Here is a 16,251-nt window from a genome sequence, read left to right as displayed (position 1 = left end):
CCTTCATGTACTTCGGAGGAGGCGTGTGTTCCGAGGTCTGTGATCAGCCGAAGCGGTAATCGCTCACGAGGCGATGCGCCGCACCGCGTTGGCGCAGGCGAGGGATTCCAGCAGCGGAACGGTCCGTTCCCAGCCGAGGCAGGCGTCCGTGATACTCAGGTCGGGCCGCGGCGGTGCCGAGCCCACGTCCTGTCGCCCGTCGGAGAGGTACGACTCGATCATCACCCCGGCCAGCGCGTCGTTGCCCGCCGAGATCTGGTCCGCCAGGTCCGCGACGACCACGGGCTGCCGGTTGTGGTCCTTGCCGCTGTTGCCGTGCGAGGCGTCGACGACGAGCCGGTGCGGCAGCCCCGCGGTGGTCAGCGCGTCGAGGGCGTCCGCGACCGCGTGGGCGTGGTGGTTGGGTTTCGGACCGCCGCGCAGGACGAGGTGGGCGTCCGGATTCCCGGCGCTGCGCTGGATCCGCGGGCGTCCGTCGGCCGCGGCGCCCGGGAACACGTGGGGCAGCGCGGCCGAGCGGACGGCGGCGATGGCCGTGTCCAGCCGTCCCGACACGCAGTTCTTCATGCCCATCGGCATCGGCAGCCAGGACGCCAGCTGCCGGTGCGGCTGGCTGGCGACGGTCCGCGCGCCGATCGCGCCCCAGCTGATGGTGTCGGCGAAGTAGGGCGCCAGGAACGGGTCGACGAACTCGTACGCCAGCGGCAGGCCGGTCGCGGCGGCGTCGTCGAGGAATCTTCGTCCGATTCGGACACCGGAGCCGAGATCGCCTTTGCCGTCCAGGCCGGGGTCCGGTACCAGACCGGTCCATCCCGCGATGGTCCGCGGTTTCTCCAGGTAGGCACGCAGGACCACGACGAGGTCGTCGGCGAACCGGCGGGACGCCTCGGCGAGCCGGTGCGCGTATTCGAGCGCGCCGCCGGTGTCGTGCACGGAACACGGGCCCACGACGACGAGCAGCCGGGAGTCGCGCCGGGCGAGTACGTCCGCGACGGTTTCGCGGTGCCGGACGATTTCGTCCGGCACGACACCGCCCGTGGCCACTTCGGCCGGGCTGGGCAGCGTGTCCTGGTCAAGCATCCGCGTGACCTCTCTTCTTGTCGGGGGCGGCCACCCCGGTCCGGGGCAGCCGCGTCGCACCGGCGACCGCCACGACGGCGAGGCCGAGAACACACCAGAAGGCGTCGGCGAAGGCCGCGGCGACGTCCGCGCCGCGCGCGGCCAGCCGGGCCTGCAGCACCACGGCCAGCACCGCTGTGCCGATCGAGCCGCCAAGCGTGTTGAGCAGGTTGAGCGCCCCGGCCGCGCGGGGCAGCCGGGCGGGTTCGACCCGGCGGTAGACGATCGTCATCACCGGCGCGCCGATCAGTGCCGCGCCGAAACCACGCAGCAGCAGGGAAACCACGATCACCCAGTCCGGGAGACCAGGGCCGAGCTGGGTGAAGGGTGCGGTGCCGAGGGCGACCAGCCCGATCCCGCTCAGCACCAGCGTGCGTGGCGAGAGCCGGTCGACGAGCCGGTTCACCAGCACCGATCCGGCCGCCGCGCCGATGCCCTGCGGCACCAGCAGCAGCCCGGTTTCCCAGGTGGACAGTCCGGCACCGCGCTGGAGGTAGAGCGGCAGCAGGAACATCGTGCCGAACACCGACGCGCCGAGCAGGACCAGCGCCAGCGCGGCGACCCCGAACGGTGGCTTCGTGAACAACCGGGGATCCAGCAGGGGTGCTTCGGCCCGCAGACCGTGCCGCACGAACGCCGCGAGCATCACGACGCCCGCCGCGACCGCGATCCCGGCGACCACCGGCGAGCCCTGGTCGAACCAGGTGAGCCCGAAGACCAGCACCGCGAGCCCCGGCGAGAGCAGGAGCGCGCCCCGGAAATCGAAGCGCTCGCCCTTGCCGCCGGGTTCGCCCGCCGGGACCCAGCGCCGCGCCAGGACCACGGCCACCACGCCGACCGGGAGGTTGACGTAGAACAGCCACGGCCAGTCGGCGACGGCGAGGATCGTGCCACTCGCCAACGGGCCGAGCACCGGAGACAGCAGCGGCACGAGACCGACGACGCTGATCACGCGGCCGATCCGGTCTCCTCCGGCGGCCCGCGCCAGCAACGCCTGCCCGGTCGGGGGCAGCAAGCCGCCCGCGAGTCCTTGGAGGACACGGAACGCGATGAGCGCGGGCAGTGTCGGCGCCAGCGCGCACAACAGGGACGCCAGCAGGAACACGGCGACGGCGGCGAGCCACACACGGCGGCCGCCGAACCGGTCGGCGAGCCAGCCCGACGCCGGCACCGCCGTGACCACGGCCAGCAGGTACGCCGTCGTCACCCAGTGGACGCCGGTGACCGGCGCGCCGAACTCGTCGGCGAGGGTGTCGACGCCGACCGAGACGATCGTGCTGTCCAAGGTCGCCATGAACGTGCCGAGCACCAGGACGGCCGCCGTGCGCCACAGCGCGGCGTCGATCGGGCGCGCGGTCACCGTTCGCCCACGAACCGGGCGGCGTCGCCGTCCAGCCAGGACGGCAGCTCCCGGAGGAACCCGACGAGAGCTCCGGCCAGCGACCGCGCGTCGGCGTCCCGTGCGTACAGGACACCTTCCCAGCCGTGCTCGCCGGGAACGACGGTGACGCTCACCGGATGGTGTGTCCGTTCCCGGAACCTGGTCCCGGAGACGGTCAGGCCGGGTGCGGGTTCGCGCAGCTTCGCCGGGTCCACCGGGTAGTTCTCGAACACGAGCAGGCTGTCGAACAGCCGCTCACGGCCGGCGAGCGACGCGAGTTCGGGCAGGCCGATCCGGTGGTGGGCGGCCATCGCCTGCTGCCGTGCCTGCACATCGGCGAGGGCCTCGGCGACCGTCCCGGTGAACCGGGCCCGCACCGGGACGCTGTTCGCCAGCAGGCCGATGATCTCTTCGACACCGTCCACATCGGACGTCCGGTTCGAGGTCATCACACCGAAACTGACGTCCGGGCGCCCGGCGTGGGTGGCGAGCACGGCCGCCCAGGCACCCTGCAACAGGGTGTTGACGGTGAGGCCGCGCGACGAACCCAGCCTGGTCAGTTCCGCGACCAGCCGACCGTCCACGGTGAACAGAGCGGGATCACCCGATCCGCCGGTACGCGGCAGATGGTCGCCTTCGGGCAGGCCGTCGAGCTCCACCCGCCATGCCCGGATGTCGGCCGAGTGGTCGGCCGCGGCGAGCAGGCGGGTGTACCGGGTCGGCGGGACCGGCTCGGGCAACGGCTTTCCCGCGTAGAGCGCGAACAGCTCACCGAGAATCCGTGGTGCGGACCAGCCGTCGGACAGCAGATGGTGACCGGTCAGCACGAGGGTCTGGCTGCCGGGTCCGTGCCGCAGCACCGCGACCCGCCACAGCGGACCGTGGGCCAGGTCGAACGGCTCGGCGAGTTCCTCGTCCAGCGCGGTGTCCAATTCGGACACTTCACGGACCCGGAAACCGGCCCTCGGCTCGACCGGAATCACCTGGACCTCGTGCGACGCCGGGAACACCGCGCCCAGGTTCGGCTGCCGTCGCACCAGCGCCGTCGCCGCCGTCCGCAGCGCCTCGACGTCGAGGTCGCCGGACAACGTGAACGCGGCCTGCACCGGATACGGGTCCTCTTCCGCCGCGCGGGACTCGCGCAGGATCACTTCCTGCAACGGCGTCAGCGGCAGGACCTCACCGGGCCCCGGCACATCGGCGGCGAGGGCGTCCAGTTCGCGCCGGAAGTGCTCGCCCAGCACGGCGATCTCGTCCTCGGTGAACAACGCGGACGGCCAGGTGAAGCGGACGCCGAGGGTGCCGCCGTCCGGAACCATCGCGTTCACCGTCAGCGCGTACGGCAGCGGCATCTCCGCGCCGCCGCCGGAACCGAGCGGATCGGCGTCCGGCGGGCGCTGCCACAGGGTCTCCTCCACCGGAGCTTCGGGGAACCGGCCGAGATAGTTCCAGGCGATCTCGGGCCGTGGGCCGCCGACGCCGAGGATTCCGTGCCCGAGGCCGTCTCCCGCCGCGCGCAGATGGTCACGCACGGCCCGCAGCGCCTCCGGCAGCGATCCGGCGGGCGGGGCGATCCGCGCGGGATGCACGGCGGTGAACCAGCCGGCGGTCTGTGCCAGGTCCACCGTGCCCGCGAAGTCCGGCATGTGCCCCGGCCGGCCGTGACTCTCGACGGCGACGAGCAGATCGGCCGCGATCCCCCGCCAGGCGGCGACCGCCCGGGCGAGCGCGGTCAGCAGCACGGTGTCCGGGCCGGTGCGGTAGGCCGCGGGCAGCGCGGTGAGCACGGCGTGGGTGGTGTCCTCGCCGATGTCGATCCGGTGATGCCGCGCGGTCGCCACGGTGTCGCGTGCCGGATCGAGTCCGGCGCGGCCGAGCGTGGTCGCCGGCGCGGCGGCGATCTCCCCCCAGTACGGCACTTCGTCCGCTCGATGCGGAGCGGCGGCACGCAGCGACCGCGCCCAGCCGAGGAACGACTGCCCGCGCCGGTGCAGGGTGTTGCCGTGGAAGGCCTGTTCGACGTCGTCGAGCAGCACACGCCAGGTCACCGCGTCGGCGACCAGGTGATGGGCCACCAGCAGCAACCGTCCTGGCCGCTCCGGCCCCGCGTCCACCAGCACCGCCCGCAGCAGCGGCCCCGTGCGCGGGTCCATCCGCGCCACGATCCGCTCGACTCGCGCGTCCAGCACCGCACGTGGATCGCCGGACGCACGGACGGCGGTGAGCACGTCGGCACCGGTCACGACGCCGACGTCCGGGACGCGCAACGCGTCCTCGACCAGATGCGCGCGCAGGACGTCGTGGCGGGCGAGGACGGCGTCGAGCACCGACCGCCAGCGAGGGACGTCGGCCGCGGAAGGCACGCAGATCTCGGTCCACTGACAGAACCCGTCGGCCGCCTTTCCCGCACGCAGCAACAGATCTCGCATGATCGGCGTAAGCGGGGCGTCACCGACCGCGTGCGCCTCCTCGGCGCGTTCGGGTGCACCGCAGCGAGCGGCGATCCCGGCGACCGTGCCGCCTTCGAGGACGTCTCGAGCGGTCAGGTGCAGCCCTGCGCGACGGGCACGGGAGACCACCCGCAGCGAGGCGATGCTGTCCCCGCCCGCGTCCAGGAACCCGTCGTCCAAGCCGATGTCGGGACCGAGCAGCTCGCGGACCACCCGCAGCAGCACCGCTTCCGCCGGGGTGGCGGGTTCGCGCCCGCCATCGGAGCGGGCTTCCGGCGCGGGCAGCGCGGCCCGGTCGAGTTTGCCGCTCGGACCGAGCGGAAGCCGGTCCAGCGCCACGAACGCCGTCGGCACCATGTACGCGGGCAGCTCCGCGGCGAGGTGTTCGCGTAGCGCGGCCGCTTCCGGTTCGGTGCCGTCCACGGGGACGAAGTAGGCGACCAGCCGGTCTTCCCGGACGATCACCGCGGAAGCGCGCACGTCGTCGTGCGCGGTCAGCGCGGTCTCGATCTCGCCGAGTTCGATCCGGAACCCACGCAGTTTGACCTGGTGGTCGGCGCGGCCGAGGAAGACGATCTGCCCGTCCGGCCGCCAGCGGACCAGGTCGCCGGTGCGGTACATGCGCTCCCCCGGCGGCCCGAACGGGTCGGCGACGAACCGTTCGGCGGTCAGCGCGGCCCGGCCGACGTACCCCTGGGCCAGCTTCGGCCCGGCCAGGTACAGCTCGCCGGTGACGTTCGTCCCGACCGGGAGCAGGCCGCCGTCGAGCACGTACGCGCGGACCTCCGGATCGGGACGGCCGATCGGCAGCGGCCCGGGATCGGCCGGGTCGTAGTGCCAGGTGACCGAGTTGATGGTGACCTCGGTCGGCCCGTAGGCGTTGAACAGCGCCCGCCGGTTCCCCCAGCGCCGCGCCAGTTCCGGGTCGAGCCGTTCGGCACCGACGACGAAGAACACGTCCGGGTCGACGGTCGCGTCGTCGGGCATCGCGGAAAGGAACGAAGGCAGCAGGTTGAGCCCGGTGACGCGATGCTCGGCGGCGTAGGCCAGCAGGTCGTCACCGGAGATCCGCACCTCCTCCGGCGCGATCACCGAGGTGCCGCCGGACAGCAGCGGCAGCATGAACTGCCAGAAGGCGACGTCGAAACTCGTCGAGGCGAAGTGCAGGTACCGTTCGGCGATCCCGATCCCGACGATGTCCTCCTGCAACGCGATCAGGCTCGGGACGCCGCGGTGCGGCACCGCCACGCCCTTGGGCTTGCCGGTGGTGCCGGAGGTGTAGATGACGTAGGCGAGCGCGTCTTCACCGAGCCGGACGGCCGGATCCGTGTCTTTCGCGGACAGCGAAGCGGGGTTCACCACCGGAAGACCCTCGACGTCCGAAGTGGACACGACGGCGGCGGGTCCGATGTCGTCGAGCATGTACGCGAGCCGGTCGGCCGGGTAGTCCGGATCCATCGGCACGTGCACCGCGCCCGCCTTGATCACGCCGAACAACGCGACCACGAGGTCGACGTCGCGGCGCAGCAGGACCGCGACCGGGTCCTGCGGCCGCACGCCGGCGTCGATCAGGGTGTTCGCCAGCCGGTTGGCGCGGCGGTCCAGTTCGGCGTAGGTCAGGCTCCGGTCGCGGCACACGACGGCCTCGGCGTCCGGCGTCTCCCGGACCCAGCGGCCGAACTCCGCCAGCATGCCGCCACGTTGGCGCTTCGGTTCCGGTCCTTCCCCGAGACGCAGCATCGCGCGTTCTTCGTCGGCGTCGAGTGCGCGCAACCGGGCGACCGGCCTGGCCGGATCGGTGACGATCTCGGTCAGCACGGCACGCAGCCAGCGGCCGTAGGACTCGGCTTCCTCGCGGGTGAACGCCTGGGGCTGGTAGCCGAGGCCGACGGTGAACTCGTCGCCGGGCAGCACGATCACCGTGAGCGGGTAGTGCGTGGCGTCGGTGATGTCGACCCCGACGAGATCCAGCCCGGGCGCCAGGGTGGTGCGGGCGCGGCTGGAGAGCGGGAAGTTCTCCATCACCAGCATCGTGTCGAACAGGTCGCCGACGCCGGCCGCGCGCTGGATGTCCGGCAGTCCGGCGTGATGGTGATCGGTGAGCCGGACGCTTTCGGTGTGCACACGCTCCAGGACGGTGGCGGCGGTTTCCGCGGCGCCGAAGCGCACTCGCACCGGGATCGTGCTGCCGAGCTGCCCGATCATGCGCTCGACTCCGGGCACGTCGGCCGGGCGGCCGGAGACCGGGCAGCCGAAGACCACGTCGCGGCGGCCGGTCAGCCTGGCGAGCAGCACTCCCCAGGCGGTCTGGAACACCGTCGTCGGGGTGATCCCGCGTTCGCGGGCGAAAGCACGTAGTCGCTCGCTGAACTCCTCGCCCAGTTCCACGGTGACGCGATCCGGGCGCTCCACAGTGGACTCGGCACTCGCCGGGGCGAGCCGGGTTCCCTCGTCGAGCCCGGCCAGCGCCTCGCGCCACGCTTCCAGCGCCGCGTCCGGGTCGCGTTCGCCGAGCACCCGGTGGTACTCCGAAAGCGGGGGCGCGACCGGGGCGGCGGGGCCGCCGCCGAGTTCGGCGTAGGTGGCCAGCAGCGTGCGCCCGACCAGCGGCATCGACCAGCCGTCGAGCAGCGCGTGATGGTTGGTGAGCACCAGGCGGTGCTCGTCCGGGCCGAGGGTCAGCAGCAAGAACCGGATCAGTGGCGGGGCCGCCGGATCGAACGGCCGCGCGAGTTCGGCGCGGCACTCGTCCGCGACCTGCTCCGGTGACACGCTCGCGTGCCGCCAGTCCAGGGTGACCTCGGCGGGGACGACCTGGACGACTTCGCCCCCGTCGGTGGTGTGCAGGTGGACGCGCAACGCGGGATGCCGCCTCAGCACCTCCGCCGCGGCCTCCCGCATGCGTCCGGCGTCGAGCGCGCCGCTGAGCAGGGTGACGGCCTGCACCACGTAGACGTCGGTGTCTTCGGTGCCCCGCGCCAGGGTGTGGAACGAAAGCCCGGTCTGCAACGGGGTCGCGGGCAGCACGTCTTCGACCCGGCCCCGGCGTTCGAGCGTGTCGATGTCGGCCTGGTCGAGGCCGACCAGCGGCAGGTCCGACGGCGTGAGCCCACCGCCGTCCGGTCCGATCCGCGCCGCGTGCGCGGCCAGGGCTTCCAGCGTCCGCGACCAGGCTTCCTGAAGCGCCGCGACGCTTTCCTCCGGCAAGACCTCGCCTGCCGCGGTCCATTCGACGGCGAGCCGGGGACGGCCGTCCTCACGGACGAAGCAGTTCAGCGCCAGCACCTGTTCCAGCGACTTGGCGGCCGGTTCGGTGACCGCGAACGGGTCCTCCTCCGGCAGCCGCCAGCCGGTGCCGGGCAGCGCGGCGAACCGGCCGAGGTAGTTCAGGACGACGTCCGGCGGCGGAACGGCGGCGAGTTCGTCCCGGGTGAGCGGGTCGAGGTAGCGCAGGACACCGAAGCCGACACCGTCGTCCGGGACGGCGCGTTTGGCCTCCTTGGCCGCCCGCAGCAGCCTCCCGGCCGCGGCGCCGCCCTCGAGCGCGCTGTCGCGGTCCGTGGTGGCCGCCACCGCTCCGGCCGGTACGCGCAAGGGATGTTCGGCGGTGAACCAGCCGACGGTGCGCGAGAGGTCCATCCCGTGCCGATCCCGGCCGTGTCCTTCCAGGGACACGCTTTCGGCCTCGACCGGGGCACGCCGCCACGTTCGGAGCGCGAGCACGAGCGCGGCGAGCAGGACGTCGTCCGGCCCGGCGCGATAGGCCGCGGGCAGGCTGTTGAGCACCGCGTCGGTCTGCTCCGGCGAGGCGAGGGTGACCGAACGCCGCGCGGTCGCGACCGTGTCGACGGCCCGGTCGAGCGGCCGGTGGCCGAGACGCGGGCCGTCGAGCGCGCCGCGCCAATGCTCGAGTTCGCCGCGCCGGGCACCGGAATGTCCTTGCTCGGCGAGATCAAGCGCGTGCCGGCGCCAAGATGTCCCGACCGGTGCGAGCGGTTCGCCGTCGCACGCGGCGCGCAGGTCCGGCAGCAGGATCCGCCAGGAGACACCGTCGACCGCGAGGTGGTGGAGCACGATGACGAGGTGATCCGGCAGCAACGCGACCTTGAGCACCCCGGTTCGGGGATCGAGCGAGCCCGCGAGTCGCGCCGCCACCTCGGCGGGTTCGCCGGTCGCCTCGACGACCACGTCGGACGCCTTCACCGCGCCGCGTTCCCGGACCCGCAATTCGTCATCCACTTGCAGCCGGAGGACGTCGTGATGGTCCAGCAGCGTTTGGACACCTTCGGTCAGCAGAGCGGGAGGGAGACCCCCGGCGAGCCGGATCGCGGTCCATTGCGTGTACCCGGCGACGGTCCTGACGTCCGGATGCGGGTCGAGCAGGGCGCGGACGATCGGCGGGGCGGGTACCTCACCAACGGGTTCGTCCGGCGGTGCGGCCGGCCCGCCGATCTCCGCGCTCGCCGCGGCCAGCGCTTCGAAACTGCGGCGGGCCAGCAGGTCGCGCGGTCGCAGGTCGAGACCGTGCGCGCGCAGCCTGCTGCTGACGCTGATCGCGGTGATGCTGTCGCCGCCCAGCGCGAAGAAGTCGTCGTCGACGGCGACCTCTTCGACGCCGATCACCTCGGCGATGGTGGCGCACAGCAGTCGTTCGCGTTCGGTGGCCGCGGTGCGACCGGCCGCGGCGCGCGGGGCGGGCAACGCGGCCCGGTCGATCTTGCCGTTGGCGGTCAACGGAAGCGTGTCGAGCACGACCACCGCGGCGGGCACCAGATGCTCGGGCACCCGGCCGGCGAGCTCGGCACGGACCTCGTCCGGGTCGACCTCGCCGACGACGTAGCCGACGAGCCTCGGCCCGCGCACGGCGGCCGCCGCCGCACGCACTCCGGGAACGGCCACCAGCGCGGCCTCGACCTCGCCCAGTTCGACGCGGTGGCCGCGCACCTTCACCTGGCCGTCGCGGCGGCCCAGATACTCCAGCCCCCGGCCGGGCACCCAGCGGACGAGGTCACCCGTGCGGTACATCCGGTCTCCGGGCGCGCCGAACGGATCGGCGACGAACCGTTCGGCGGTCGCGCCGGGGCGGCCGAGGTAACCGCGGGCCAGATGCGGTCCGGCGAGGTACAGCTCGCCCGGTGAACCCGCGGGCGCCGGGCGCAGCGCGGCGTCGAGCACCCGCACCGCCGTACCGGGGACCGCGGTCCCGATCGTCGGTTCCCCGGTGTCCAGCCAGGATCCGGCACCGTCCACAGTGGCCTCGGTCGGGCCGTACATGTTGCGGGCGCGGACCCCGGACGCCACGACCCGGTGCCAGAGCGCGGGCGGAGTCGCCTCGCCGCCGAGGACGAGCAGCGTGGGCCGGTGCGGGCCGTCGAGCAGGCCGGCGTCGACGAGCGGCGCGGCCATCGACGGCGTGGTGTCGACGACGTCGATCCGGTCGCGGGCGAACGCGGCCAGCAGTTCGTCGGCGTCACGGGCGACGTCGGTGCCGTAGACGTGGAGTTCGTGCCCGAACAGCAGCCACATCAGCTGGTCGAGCGCGGAGTCGAAGGCGAACGAATAGGTGTGCGCGACCCGGAGCCGCCTGCCCGCGGCGCGTTCGGTCTCGGCGACCGTGGTCGCGCGGTGATGACGCAGCAGCGTCGCCAGCCCGCCGACCCGGCCGAGCACACCCTTGGGGCGCCCGGTCGAGCCGGAGGTGAAGATGACGTACGCGAGATGGTCGGGATGCCGCGGAATCTCCAGCGGCGAGGAGTCCAGAGTGGACAGATCGGTTTTGCCGAGCAGCAGCTGCGGCCCGGGCACGATCTCCGCGTCCAGGGCGATCGTGAGCACCGCGCCGGCTTCGGTGGCGAGTTCCCGCAGCCGCTCGGCCGGATGCGCGAGGTCCAGTGGCAGGAACGCGGCCCCGGCGTCGAGCACCGCCAGCAAGGCGACGACGAGGTCCGCGGACCGCGGCAGCGCCAGCGCGACGACGTCGTCGGGACCGACACCGCGAGCCCGCAGGGCCCGCGCGAGCCGGTGCACCCGATCGACGAGTTCGCCCGCGGTCAGCCGTTCGTCACCGGACACCAGGGCCGTCCGCCCCGGGTCGAGTTCGGCGAGGAGTTCGGGTACGCCGAGAAGGTCTGCGTCCGGAGCGGGCGTCGTCCACGCCTCCAGCAACGCGCCCCGCTCCCCCGCCGGAACGAGGTCGGCGCCACCGACGGCCGGGCCGTCCGGTTCGGTCAGCGCGATGATCAGGCAGCGCAGCGCGGTCAGCTTGGCGTCGACGGCGGCCTGGTCGTGGGTCCGCGCGTCGACCTCGAAGCCGAGCAGCAACCCGCCGTCCGAGGTCGGGAGCACCGACAGGCCCATGTCCTCGGGCGGTCCCCCGGCGACGTTGCGCATCGTGCCGTGCGAGCCGGCGAAGTCGAGCTTCAGATCGAACGCCTTGAGGTTGATGCCGCGGCCGTGCAGCAGCGCCCCGGCACCGGGCACCGCCAGGTCCTGCGGGAGATCTTCGCCGCGATACCGCTGGTGTGTACGCATTTCCTTCAGCGCGCCCGCGACCCGTGCGGTCAGCTCGGTCGCCGAGTCCTCCGGGAGCACCGTGACCCGCAGGGGGAGCACGTTGACCGCCATCGCCGGGGTCCGGAGCGCCGCGCCTTCCCGGCACATCAACGGCATCGCGAACACGACGTCGGTCCAGCCGAGCACACGGTGCAGAAAGGCCGCGTAGCACGCGATCAGCGCGTCGCCCCAGGTCGTCCCGGCGCGTTTGCCCAGCTCTCGCAACCGGGCCAGGTCGGAAGCGGGCAAGACCGATCGGGCGGTCACCGTGTTTTCCGGAGGTCCCGAAGCACCACTGCCGTCGTCGAGGTCCGGCAACGGCGTGAATCGCTCGCGCCAGTACTCCCGATCCCGCTCGAAGCGTTCACTGGTGCGGTAGTCACGATCGGTCTCGACGAGATCGGCGAACCGCGCGAACGTCGAGGGCGGCACTTCCTTGCCCAGGACCGAAGCGGTGTAGCGGGCGGCCGTCCGGCGCGCGAGCATCGCCGCGGTGTAGCCGTCGAACACCAGATGGTGCCCGAGCTGGGTGAACCACACGTGCGATTCGGAAAGCCGCAGTACGAGATGGGCGAACAGCGGCCGGTCCACCATGTCGCGGCACGCCTCGGCGACACGTCGGCGTTCGGCGTCGACCCGTGTCTGCGCCGCGGCCACCGGATCGGCCTCACCACGCAGATCCACCACCGCGGGCGACGGCACCGCGTCGTCCGACACCACCTGACGTGGCCCGTCCGCCGTGTCGAAGACGCGCAACCGCAGGCTGTCGGCCTCCTCGGCGGTCGCCCGGATCGCCTCGGTCAGCGCGTCGACGTCGACGGCCGTCTCGCCGTCGATTTCGACGACGTCACCGACGACGTAGTAGGGCGAGTCGGGTTCGAGGCGTTGCGCGGTCCAGATGCCCAGCTGGGCTCCGGTGAGGGTCAGCATGAGGGCACCACCATCGGGGTTCCGGTCACCGGGTCGGGCACGACGACACTGGGGAGATCGAAGACCTCCTTGATCAGCTCGGCGTCGACGACGTCGGCGGGCGCGCCTTCCGCGACGATCCGGCCGTCGCGCAACGCGACGAGGTGGTCGGCGTACCGGCAGGCCTGGTTGATGTCGTGCAGGACGGCGATCACCGTGCGGCCCTCGTCGCGCAGGCGTGCCAGCAACCCCAGCAACTGGTACTGGTGCGCGATGTCGAGGAACGACGTCGGTTCGTCGAGCAACAGGTACGGCGTCTTCTGCGCCAGCACCAGCGCCACCCACACGCGCTGCCGCTGTCCGCCCGAAAGCTCCTGCACCGGCCGGTCGGCCAGACCCGCCACCCCGGCCGCGGTCATCGCCTCGATCACCGCGCGTTCGTCCTCTTCGGACCACGACGCGAACAGCGACTGATGCGGGAACCGGCCGCGCGCGATCAGCTGCCGGACGCGGACGTCCTCCGGTGCGACCGGATCCTGTGGCAGGAAACCGAGTTCCCGCGCCAATCCCTTGCCAGGGAAGGAACCGACGTCCTTGCCGTCGAGCAGGACCTCGCCTTCGGCGGGCCGCAGCAGCCGGACGAACGCGCGCAGCAGCGTCGACTTGCCGCACGCGTTCGGTCCGACGACGGCGGTGAACGCCCGGTCGGGCACGTCGAGGGTGAGCCGGGTCGACACCACCCGGTCGCCGTAGCGCAGGGTCAGGTCCCGAGCGGTCAAGCGGGCACTCATGTGCGCCGCACCTCCTTGGTGAGCAACCAGATCAGATAGCCGCCGCCGATCACGGTGCTGACCACACCGACCGGCAGCGCTTCCGGCGCGAGCAGCATTTGGGCGGCCAGGTCGGCGCTGGTCAGCAGCACGGCACCGGTGAGGGCGGCGGGCAGCAGCGAGATGCCGGGGGTGCGGGCCAGCCGCCGCCCGATCTGCGGGGCGGCCAGCGCGATGAACGCGATCGGCCCGGCGACCGCGGTGACCGTGGCCGTGCAGCCGACCCCGAGCAGCACCAGGACCAGCCGCAACCGGTCCCAGCGGACGCCGGTGGTGACCGCCAGCGCGCCGCCGAGCGCGGCCTGGTGCAACGCCGGCGCCCTGGTGAACAGCACGGCGAACAGCACCGCGAGCACCCCGAACGGGATCGCGACGTCGTCCCAGCCGACCCCGTTGAGGGAACCGGCGTTCCAGCCGACGGCCGCGATCGCGATCTCGAGTTCCGCGCGCAGCACGATCCACGAGTTCACCGCGGTCAGCATCGCGTTGATCGCGATCCCGATCACGATCAGCCGCAGCCCGGACAGCCCGCCGCCGAGCGACAACGCGTACACGATCGCCGCCGTGAGTACGCCACCGAGCACCGAGCCGACGGTCAGCTGCGTCGACGTCCCCGAAAGCACGGTGATCGCGAACAGCGCGCCGGTGTACGCGCCGGCGTCGAGGCCGATCACGTCCGGGCTGCCGAGCGGGTTGCGGGTGATGTTCTGGAAGATCGCGCCCGCCAGCCCGAGCGCGGCCCCGAACACCAGCCCGGCCAGCACTCGCGGCAAGCGCCATTCCCGGATGACCACGCCGGGGCCGCCACCGGAACCGGTGAGCGCGGCGAACACGCGGGCGGGACTCGCCCACGCCGCGCCGTAGCAGAGGCCGAGCAGCGTCAGCCCGGCGATGACCACGATCATCGCCACGAAGAACCAGAGGGTGCGGCGTTCCAGCCGGGCGGAGAACCGGCCGCGCCGCAGGACGAGGGGGCGCACAGTGCGCACGGAGTTCACAGCGGCGCCGCCCCGTACTTGCGGACGGCCCAGATCAGCACCGGGCCGCCGAGGAAGGCGGTCACGATCGCGACCGGGACCTCGCCGGTCGGCAGCAGGACCCGGGAGCCGACGTCCGCCGCCAGCATCAGGACCGGGCCGAGCAGCGCGGCGAAGGCGATCAGCCACGGGATCGACGCGCCCGCCACCCGCCGGGCCAGATGCGGCACGATCAGCCCGACGAACAGGATCGGCCCGGCCAGCGCGGTGGCCGCGCCCGCCAGCAGCGTGATCAGCAGCAGGGTGACCGTCCGGACGCGGGCGACGTTCGCGCCGAGCGTGTGCGCGACCGTCTCCCCGAGCGCGATCGCGTTCAGCTGACGGCTCACCGCGAACGCGCCCAGCAGGGACAGGCCGATGATCAGCAGCGGGACCGTCGTCGGCGCCTGTTCCCGGCCCGCCAGCGAACCCACCGACCAGAACCGGTAGACGTCGAAGGTTTCCGGGAACAGCAGCCGCAGGCCGAGGGTGAGCCCCAGCAGCACGGCGCTCAGCGCGGTCCCGGCGAGCACCAGCCGCAGCGGCGACCTGCTGCCGACCGCGTACACCAGCGCCGAAGCGCCGAGCGCGCCCAGCACCGCCAGGCCCAGCTCGGCGGGTGCCGACGCGGCGAGGCCGAACGACGAACCCACCGCGATGGCGAACCCGGCCCCGGCGGTCACGCCGAGCACACCGGGTTCGGCCAGGGCGTTGCGCGACAAGGCCTGCACGAGCACGCCGCCGACGGCGAGTGCCGCGCCGACCGCGGTCGCGAGCACCGCCCTCGGCATCCGGATGTCCAGGACCACGGCCCGGTCACTCGGATTTCCCTCGCCGAGCAGGGCGCGCACGACCTCGCCGGGGGCGATGGCGTGCGCGCCGATGCCGACGCTCAGCACGGCGATCACGACGAGCCCGAGCAGTGCGGCGCCGAGCAGCGCGGACCGCCCGGTACCGGTCACTGCTTGAGCAGCGGCGCGAACGCCTGGTCGACGGCGTCCAAGGTGGACGTCGCGGCCCGGTAGGTGGCGGCCTCGGTGTAGCGGAACGGGTAGATCTTGCCCGCCTTGACCGCGGGGAGTTCCTTCCACAGCGGCGAGTCGAGGACGTACTTGACCGGCGCGGGCACGGAGCCGTCGGCGCTGACCGAGTAGGTGATCGCGTCGGCCTGGGTGAACGCGGTCGACAGCTCTTCGATCGACGGGTACTCGCTGACGTCCTTGGAGCCGCCGCCCTTGACCTTCACCTGGCCGTAGTAGGTGGCGCCGACGTCCTGGGCGATGTTGGTGCCCCAGGAACCGCTGAACTCACGCTGGAAGTTGCCCTTGGCGACCTCGCCGTAGGCACCGACGTGGCCCAGCTTGAGCTGCGGCAGCACCGCCTTGTACTTCTCGGCCAGTCCCTTGGCCTTGGTGTCGTACGCGGTCTTGATCGCGTCGAACCCGGCGGTCGCGCCGGCGGCGTCGGCCTGCTTGCGGGACAGTTCGCGCCACATCGACGGCACCGACGGGCCGATCGCCACGACCGGCGCGATCGCTTCGAGCCGCTTGAGGTCGATGTCGGCGAGCACCGGCTTCGGCACGCCGATGACGATGAGGTCCGGATCCGCCTGCGCGATCGCCTCGTAGTTCGTCTCCGCCGCCGACTCGCCCGCGACCTTCGCCAGTTCGTCGTACTTCTTGCGCTCCTGCTCGTTGAACAGCGGGATGCCGCGCTTCCAGCTCGACACCCCGACCAGCGGCGCGCCCGCTTCGAGCAGGGCGGGAACCGCGTAGCCGGTGGCGATGACCCGCTTCGGCGAGACCGGGATGGTGATCTGGCCGTTGTCGGCGGCGAACACCCGGGTCTGACCGCCCTCGGCGGCCTTGCCGTCTTCGCCGGAACCGCAGGCGGTGGCCGCGGTCGCGACCGTCAACGCGAGCGCGATCGCTCCGGCGAGGCGTCGGGTTCTGGTGGTGCGCATGGTTTTCCTCGTTCTTCGGTGTTCTTCGGTG

The 16,251-nt window shown here is 72.7% G+C and carries 7 protein-coding genes; all 7 read right to left on the bottom strand.

Annotated elements, in window-relative coordinates:
* Positions 1-63: 63 nt before the first annotated feature.
* The 7 genes from P3102_RS16575 to P3102_RS16545 are packed head-to-tail and all read right to left on the bottom strand — an operon-like array spanning position 64 to position 16,220.
* Positions 64-1,080 carry a 3-deoxy-7-phosphoheptulonate synthase gene (locus P3102_RS16575; protein WP_276370320.1) on the bottom strand — a complete coding sequence of 339 codons (1,017 nt, stop codon included), beginning with the start codon at positions 1,078-1,080 and terminating at the stop codon, positions 64-66.
* The gene (locus tag P3102_RS16570; protein WP_276370319.1) at positions 1,073-2,479 is read right to left on the bottom strand and encodes a DHA2 family efflux MFS transporter permease subunit; all 1,407 of its coding nucleotides are present in this window, start codon (positions 2,477-2,479) and stop codon (positions 1,073-1,075) included. Before P3102_RS16570 ends, P3102_RS16575 begins: the two co-directional genes overlap by 8 nt.
* On the bottom strand, positions 2,476-12,432 hold the full coding sequence (locus P3102_RS16565) for a non-ribosomal peptide synthetase (RefSeq protein ID WP_276370317.1): 9,957 nt from the start codon (positions 12,430-12,432) through the stop codon (positions 2,476-2,478). The genes P3102_RS16570 and P3102_RS16565 overlap by 4 nt, the downstream gene beginning before the upstream one ends.
* Positions 12,426-13,202 carry an ABC transporter ATP-binding protein gene (locus tag P3102_RS16560; protein ID WP_276370316.1) on the bottom strand — a complete coding sequence of 259 codons (777 nt, stop codon included), beginning with the start codon at positions 13,200-13,202 and terminating at the stop codon, positions 12,426-12,428. The genes P3102_RS16565 and P3102_RS16560 overlap by 7 nt, the downstream gene beginning before the upstream one ends.
* Positions 13,199-14,221 (bottom strand): iron chelate uptake ABC transporter family permease subunit, encoded by a 1,023-nt coding sequence (locus tag P3102_RS16555; RefSeq protein ID WP_276371204.1) that lies wholly within the window; start codon positions 14,219-14,221, stop codon positions 13,199-13,201. Before P3102_RS16555 ends, P3102_RS16560 begins: the two co-directional genes overlap by 4 nt.
* Positions 14,222-14,235: 14 nt before the next feature.
* Entirely contained in the window at positions 14,236-15,219 is a 984-nt protein-coding gene (locus tag P3102_RS16550; RefSeq protein WP_276370314.1) for an iron ABC transporter permease, read from the bottom strand.
* On the bottom strand, positions 15,216-16,220 hold the full coding sequence (locus tag P3102_RS16545; protein ID WP_276370312.1) for an ABC transporter substrate-binding protein: 1,005 nt from the start codon (positions 16,218-16,220) through the stop codon (positions 15,216-15,218). Before P3102_RS16545 ends, P3102_RS16550 begins: the two co-directional genes overlap by 4 nt.
* Positions 16,221-16,251 lie beyond the last annotated feature (31 nt).

The organism is Amycolatopsis sp. QT-25, assembly GCF_029369745.1.
Lineage (GTDB): Bacteria > Actinomycetota > Actinomycetes > Mycobacteriales > Pseudonocardiaceae > Amycolatopsis.
This window is presented reverse-complemented; position numbering and strand designations above follow the sequence as displayed.

Bases quoted from the DNA above. Each gene is read 5' to 3' on its own strand.
- P3102_RS16575 (WP_276370320.1), bottom strand. From the start codon at position 1,080: ATGCTTGACCAGGACACGCTGCCCAGCCCGGCCGAAGTGGCCACGGGC.
- P3102_RS16565 (WP_276370317.1), bottom strand. From the start codon at position 12,432: ATGCTGACCCTCACCGGAGCCCAGCTGGGCATCTGGACCGCGCAACGC.
- P3102_RS16560 (WP_276370316.1), bottom strand. From the start codon at position 13,202: ATGAGTGCCCGCTTGACCGCTCGGGACCTGACCCTGCGCTACGGCGAC.
- P3102_RS16545 (WP_276370312.1), bottom strand. From the start codon at position 16,220: ATGCGCACCACCAGAACCCGACGCCTCGCCGGAGCGATCGCGCTCGCG.